General features: G+C 39.7%; 4 protein-coding genes. 3 read left to right on the top strand and 1 reads right to left on the bottom strand.

Annotated features, from left to right (window positions below):
- The first annotated feature begins 278 nt into the window (after positions 1–278).
- Positions 279–1832 carry a YcjF family protein gene (locus tag HWQ38_RS11130; RefSeq protein ID WP_292793222.1) on the top strand — a complete coding sequence of 518 codons (1554 nt, stop codon included), beginning with the start codon at positions 279–281 and terminating at the stop codon, positions 1830–1832.
- Between the two features lie 409 nt (positions 1833–2241).
- Positions 2242–4041, top strand: coding sequence for a serine/threonine-protein kinase (locus tag HWQ38_RS11125; protein ID WP_292793220.1), 1800 nt, complete (start codon positions 2242–2244; stop codon positions 4039–4041).
- Positions 4042–4160: 119 nt separating this feature from the next.
- On the opposite strand, the gene HWQ38_RS11120 is transcribed toward HWQ38_RS11125, so the two are convergent.
- Positions 4161–6323 carry a serine/threonine-protein kinase gene (locus HWQ38_RS11120; RefSeq protein WP_292793218.1) on the bottom strand — a complete coding sequence of 721 codons (2163 nt, stop codon included), beginning with the start codon at positions 6321–6323 and terminating at the stop codon, positions 4161–4163.
- A 236-nt stretch (positions 6324–6559) separates the two neighbouring features.
- On the opposite strand from HWQ38_RS11120, the gene HWQ38_RS11115 reads away from it, so the two are divergent.
- Entirely contained in the window at positions 6560–7258 is a 699-nt protein-coding gene (locus HWQ38_RS11115; RefSeq protein WP_292793216.1) for a rhomboid family intramembrane serine protease, read from the top strand.
- The last annotated feature ends 22 nt before the right edge of the window (positions 7259–7280 follow it).

Genomic DNA, 7280 nt, shown 5'->3' with positions numbered 1-7280 from the left:
ATGTCAATAATTGCAATGCTTTTAGTAATTTTTTAATACAATTTTTAATATCCTTTTGAATTTGTAACTAATAATTTAGCATAACAAGTACTGAAAAACCTTGATTTTTCTCTAAAAGGCGATCGCTCTGAATCAGTTTTCCAATTATGATGGACTCAAAGGCTTAAGTTTCAACCTCAGAAGCTCAAAACCTCTATCCTAGCACTCTGGTAAAAAATACTGAAACTATTAAGATTAGAAGCATCTGCCTACTGAATACCCACTAATCTTTCCCAACCATGCCTCTGTCACGCATAGTAACGCTGATTGTTGGTCTGATCGTCATTTTGGGGCTAGCCCTATGGCTAATTGATTCCCTATCGCGTCTCTATTGGCAATTGTCCTATTCGCCGTTGCTGGGCAATTTACTGCTGTTGCTGCTGATTATCCTCATCGGAGCGTTAGTTGCCGCTTTTGTCTATTATGTATTGGTGATTCAATCTGGAGAAAAGCGATCGCGCCGCAACCCAAAGCGAGTGACTGCGGCACAAATTCCTGCTGGCAAATCTGACGCTGCTTCTACAACTCTCCAGGCTGTGCGCCAACAGGTAGGGCAAATTCAAGATGAAGTAGCACGTCAGGCTTTATTAAGTAAATCGCGGGAGATTGAAGCAAACCTAGCACGGCGCGAGATTCAAGTAGTGATATTTGGTACCGGCAGTGCTGGCAAAACTTCCTTAGTTAATGCGATTATGGGACGCATGGTTGGTCAAGTGGATGCACCGATGGGTACAACCCAAGTTGGGGAAACCTATTGTCTGCGGTTGAAGGGATTAGAACGCAAAATTTTAATTACAGATACGCCAGGAATTTTAGAAGCAGGGGTGGCGGGAACCGAACGCGAACAAATGGCGCGAGAATTGGCAACAGAAGCAGATTTACTGTTGTTTGTGGTAGATAATGACTTACGACGCTCAGAATATGAGCCGTTGCGGGGGTTGGCAGAAATTGGTAAGCGATCGCTTTTGGTGCTTAACAAAACTGATTTATATACAGATGAAGATAAAGAAGCCATCCTCGCTAGATTGCGTCAACGGGTACGGGGATTTATTGCTACTAATGATGTAGTGGCGATCGCTGCTAATCCCCAATCTGCACAACTAGAAACTGGCGAAACTTTCCAGCCGGAACCGGATATTATCCCTTTGCTGCGGCGGACGGCTACTGTTTTACGGGCTGAGGGCGAAGATTTGGTGGCGGATAATATTCTTTTGCAATCTCTGCGATTGGGAGACGAGGCGCGAAAACTCATCGATGGCCAGCGTCGCCGTCAAGCTGACAAAATCGTAGAACGGTTTCAGTGGATTGGTGCTGGTGTAGTCTCAGTCACACCTATACCAGTCGTAGATTTATTGGCGACAGCTGCTGTTAATGCTCAAATGGTTGTGGAAATTGGTAGAGTGTACGGCTGTGAATTGAATATGGAACGGGGACGAGAGTTAGCCCTTTCTTTAGCGAAAACGATCGCCAGTTTAGGCATTGTCAAGGGGGCAATTCAATTATTATCTACAGCTTTGCAACTGAATGTTGCCACCTTTATTATTGGTAGAGCAATTCAAGGCGTGACAGCAGCTTATTTAACGCGAATTGCTGGTAAAAGTTTTATTGAATATTTTCGTCACGATCAAGATTGGGGTGATGGTGGGATGACGGAAGTTGTACAGCGACAGTTTCAAATTAATCGCAGAGATGAATTTATCAAGGCTTTTATTCAAGAAGCGATCGCGCGGGTAGTCAAGCCGTTAACAGATAAATCTGAAGTAGTTGAACACGATGAAGAAACCCAGAGTTAATTAGCAACTCCTCTTGAGGAATGTGATGCTGCTGCATTGCTGAATTTATAAAAATGTTGCCAAAAAAATTGTAGGTTGGGTGGAGCGGAGCGCAACCCAACATATATGCAGGATGTTGGGTTACGCAAAGCCTCCACCCAACCTACGTCTACGTCTAATGCACTATTTTAGCCTAGATAGTCCACTACAGTGCATTTCAAAAATCAAATACTTAGTCCTATATTAACTCTCAAATTAAATTAAGGATATTAATTTTACTAATATATATATTTTCTTACGTAAAAATACTTAAAAACTTAAACTTACATTCAAGGTATTAAAATTCTTCTTCAATTATTTTTAAAGCTTTCCGGAAACTGGAGGAAATACCAGTAAATCTAGATAAAAGGACTTACTGAGTAACCAGGTCATGACCTACCACATAATCGGTAAATTACTACAAGGGCGTTACCAAATTGTCCAAACCCTTAGTGCAGGGGTGTTTGGAGAAACATATATTGCTGTAGACGTAGATTATCCAGAGAATCCCAAATGCGTTATTAAGCAGATTAAAGTTAGCAGTTCCGAACCCGGCGACTTGGAGATGCTGAGGTTACTGTTTCAAACTGAAACCCAAACCCTGAAGCTTCTGGGAAGCCATCAGCAAATTCCTGAATTTATCGCCTGCTTTGAAGAAAACGAGCAATTTTATTTAGTGCAAGAGTGTATTGAAGGACACGCGCTGACTGCGGAATTGCCCATCAATCAACAGTGGGGATGTCTGTGGAGTGAAAGCGAAGTTGTAGAATTTTTGATCGATGTCTTAGGTATTCTAGAATTTATTCACTCTCAAGGCGTTATCCATTGCGATATCAAACCGGAAAACTTGATCAGACGTAATAGCGATGCCTCCGGCAAGGGCAAAGCCCTACGCAAGTTAGTTTTGATTGACTTTGGCTCAATCCAGTCTATCAATTTTGGCATAGGTGCGGAATTACCCATTTATAGAATTCCCGTCACTTCATTGGGATATATACCGCCAGAGCAGTTTATTGGACAAACACAGCCCAACAGTGATATTTATGCTTTGGGTATGATTGCCATCCAAGCGTTAACAGGGTTAGAACCATTACAATTAAAAGCTGATCCTGATGCTAATAATAATGAAATTTTTTGGCGTTCTCAAAACACGCCAGTTAATGATTATCTAGCTGCTGTTCTCAGCCAAATGATCAGCTACGATTCTCAAAATCGCTTCCAATCTGCCGGTGAGGTACTGCGAGTACTCAAACAAATAATATGGGAAACTCAGCCATCACAAATATTAGAAGCAGATTCTCAATTTCTCCTAAAGGCGGCGATTGAAAATGATAATTCTCAGAATCGGACATCTGGGAAATTATCGCCATTATTAACAGGAATGAAAGTAGGACTGGTGGCTAATTCTTTATTAATGGGATTTGGTGTATATTCTTTAGTTAATAGTTCACCTGCATACTCAGAAACAGATACTTTATATAAAGCAACCCAAGAATATCAAGCAGGAGATTTGCAAGAGGCGATCGCACTCGCTAAATCAATTCCCTCCCACAGTAATGTTTATCCAGAAGCGCAAGCGACAATCGAAGAATGGCAAGAGCAATGGCAAGTAGCTGCACAGCAATATCAAATAGCTGAAACAGCTTTTCATGAGAGCAGATGGTCAGATGTTCTTCATGCTGCTTCTCAAGTTCCAAATATTTTATATTGGCAATCTAAAACAGGTAAATTAGTTCAGCAAGCATACGTCAATATTGAAACACAGACGCAAGATTTATTAGCAAAAGCTTACGAAAGAGCCAGGGAAAAAGATTTTTCTACTGCATTACAATATCTGCGTCAAATTCCTCAAGAAAGTCATGCTGGTACTTTAGTTCAAGAAAAATTGGCTGAGTACAATCGAAAGCGCCAGATCAGAGCAGCCTACTTTTTAAAAAAAGCCTACAAACAAGCATCTATTGGTGATTTTGATCTGGCTGTGAAATTTCTCCGAAATATTCCCCAAGATACTTTAGTTTATGCTCAAGCTCAAGTCAAATTGAATGAGTATACTCAAAAGCAACGCGTGCTGGTTGATAATCAAAAGATAGCTTTTGCAAAAAGAACAAATTCATTCGTTGCTAAAAACTCTGTCACTAGGGTTGAATATCTTCAGGGAGCAAATTACCTGCAAGAAGTTAATATTCGGTAGTTACGGCAATTTTTAAATGCGTGGAATACAGTCATTGTCGGGGCACAATATATTGTGCCCCTATGCGTGTGGTCTATTCAATTGAAAACCTCTGTAAGTTCGTAGTCAGGACTTTAGTCCTAGTCCTTGGCTGGAGCGTTTAGAGGATTTGTCTGCGGTGGATTATTAAGATTAGGAACTGGGATGATTGGTACGACGATTACAGGCTTTAGTTTTTCGCCTTGCAGCTGAATTTTGGCTTGGTTACGCGCCTCTATTGCTTGTTGGTAATTAGGCTTGTATTTTATTGCTTGATCGTAAGAAGCGATCGCATCCTGATACCGTTTCAAATTCAATAGGGCGTTACCTCTGCTATACCAGCTTTCAGAATGGTCTGGTTTATAACGAACTGCCTTATTATAAGACGCGATCGCATCTTCATATTTCTGCAATATGTATTGTGAATTCCCCATATTATACCATAAGTTATAGTCATTATGCTTAATTTTTGCGGCTTTATCATAATACTTTATTGCTTCTACATAGCGTTGTGTTTGATGCGACGACCAGCCCAAATTATACCATGCTTTATAGTTACCAGGATTGAATTTAATTACTTGATTAAAAGATTCAATTGCTTCTGGATAACGTTGTAAATTCAGTAGCACATTCCCTCTTGATAACCAAGCTTGATAATAATTTGGCTGGTATTGCACCGCTTTATCATAAGCTGTAAATGCATCTTTGTAGCGTTGCAAATTTACTAAAGCATTTCCAAAATTATACCAAGCTTGCTCATAGTCTGGTTTTAAATCAACAACTTTTTGGTAGGCTGCGATCGCTTCTTCATATCGCTTAGAATTTTGCAAAGCTAATCCTTTTTTATACCAAGCTTCGTAATTATCTGGTTTGAGTTCAATCGCTTTTTCATAAGATTGAATCGCTAGATCATATTGATTTAAATTACTAAAAGCTTCACCTTTAGCGTTCCAGACTTCTGAGTTATTATTATTTAATTGTAAGGCTTTGTCAAAAGAGGCAATCGCTTCTTGATATCGCTGTAAATTTCCTAATACAAAACCCCGTCCAATCCAAGCTTCTAAATAATCTGGCTGAATTTGAATTGCTTTGTCATATGCCACTAATGCTTCTTTGTATTTTTTTAATTTATCCAGCGTTTTGCCTTGACCATTCCAGCCTTGAGAATAATCTGGTCTAATATTAACTGCTTTTTCATATACTTCTAGCGCGTCTTGATAGCGTTGCAAATCAAAAAACGTATTTCCTTGTTTGGATAATTCTATGGCGTTATTTGAATTAATGTGATTCAGAATAAATATTGATGCTACTCCGCTAACCCCAAATAAAAATATCATTAGTAAAATTTTACCCAATATGCCTTTTTTCGGTTGACGTTTGTTGATATTTTTGGGTGGAGAAATAGGAGAAATAGGAGTTAACGCTATTGTCTGCGCGGGTGGTTGTGTTAACTCTTTCAGGGCTTGTAATGCTACCGTTGCCGAAGGATAACGTTGTCGAAAGTCGTAGCATACCATTTTATCTAAGAATTGAGCGAATTCTGGCGTTACCGTGGCTTGATTATGCCAGATAATTTCATTAGTATCAGCATCTTTTACTATTTCCTCTGGTGATAATCCAGTCAGAGCTTGAATAGCAATTATTCCCGTAGCATAGATATCACTACTTAATTTTGGCGTACCATGAGCTTGTTCACCAGGAATATATCCAGGCGTACCTATAGCAACAGTAGCTATAGTTTGACCTTGAGGAGTAATAATTTGAGTAGTAATTTGTTTAACTGCACCAAAATCAATTAAGATTAATTTGCCATCTGGTTGGCGTCTGAGGATATTTCGGGGATTAACATCACGGTGAATTACATTCTGTTGATGGACAAATTCTAAGATTGTCAAAAGTTCTTGTAAAAGTGAAATTACTTGGTCTTGACTTAGGGTTTTACCTGGGGTTAATTCTTGACTCAGGTCGTGACCTTCGATCAATTCCTGTACAAGATAGAATTCGGCATTTTCCTCAAAATAAGCTAAAAGTTGGGGGATGCGATCGTGAGTTCCTAATTTATATAAAACTTGTGCTTCGGTATCAAATAAACGCCTAGCTGTCTCCAAAGTTATTGGATCACTTGCCTGGAGCTTAAGTTTTTTAACGACACATGGAGGTGAACCGGGTAATTGGGTATCACAAGCCACAAAGGTTTCACCAAAACCCCCACCTCCCAAGTTACTAATAATTTGATATCTTCCTACAAGTGTGTTTCCTAGCATCTTGTTTGCCTACTTAAGTGCGATGCGATCTGATTTCAATCTTGCCACACGTTAAGGGAGAATGAGGGAGTGAGGAGTGGGGAGTGGGAAGTGGGGAGTGGGGAGTTAGGAGTTAGGAGTTAGGAGTTAGAAGTTAGGAGTTAGAAGTTAGGAGTTACAAAAATTCTTTGCCCAATGCCCAATGCCCAATGCCCAATGCCCAATGCCCAATGCCCAATGACTAATGACAAATCCATATGATTCCTATTAGTGATAATATTCGTTGTCGGAGTAAGCCAATTATTAATTACTGGCTGATTGGCATTAATGTTACCGTATTTTTATGGGAACTTCAACTAGAATTTAGTGGTGGATTGGGCGATTTTGTCAATAGTTGGGGTGTGATTCCAGCGCAGATTAGTGGGGCAATTACAAATGCACTCTTGTTTAACAATGCTGCTTGGATAATTGTAATTTGGCGAACATTTTCACTACTTTTGGGAATATTTATACATGGCAGTTTTAGTCAGATATTGGGAAATATGCTATTTTTGTGGGTTTTTGGGAAGACAGTAGAAAATATTCTCGGACATAGACGCTATCTAGGATTTTATCTGGCTGCTGGCGCGATCGCTTCTTTAGTACAAATTCTGATTGAGCCGAGTTTGACAGTACCATTAATTGGGAGTAATGGCGCGATCGCAGCTATTTTAGGAGCATATGTCATGAAGTTTCCTCAAGCTAAAATTGACACAATTTTGCCGCTAATAATTTTGTATATCCCCATCGAAGTTCCCGCCTTTTTCTATATATTTTGGTGGTTTGTACAACAATTATTTTATGGTATTGGCAGTTTAAATATTCCTCCCCTTGGTGTAAATCAATCGGGTGTTGTCTTCTGGGGGCAGATTGCCGGATTATTAATTGGTGCAGGTTTCATGCGTCTGAAGAGATAAACTTTCTTCAGCTACTTAGCAA

Source organism: Nostoc sp. NMS7 (assembly GCF_017115085.1).
In the GTDB taxonomy this organism is placed as follows: Bacteria; Cyanobacteriota; Cyanobacteriia; order Cyanobacteriales; family Nostocaceae; genus Nostoc.
This window is presented reverse-complemented; position numbering and strand designations above follow the sequence as displayed.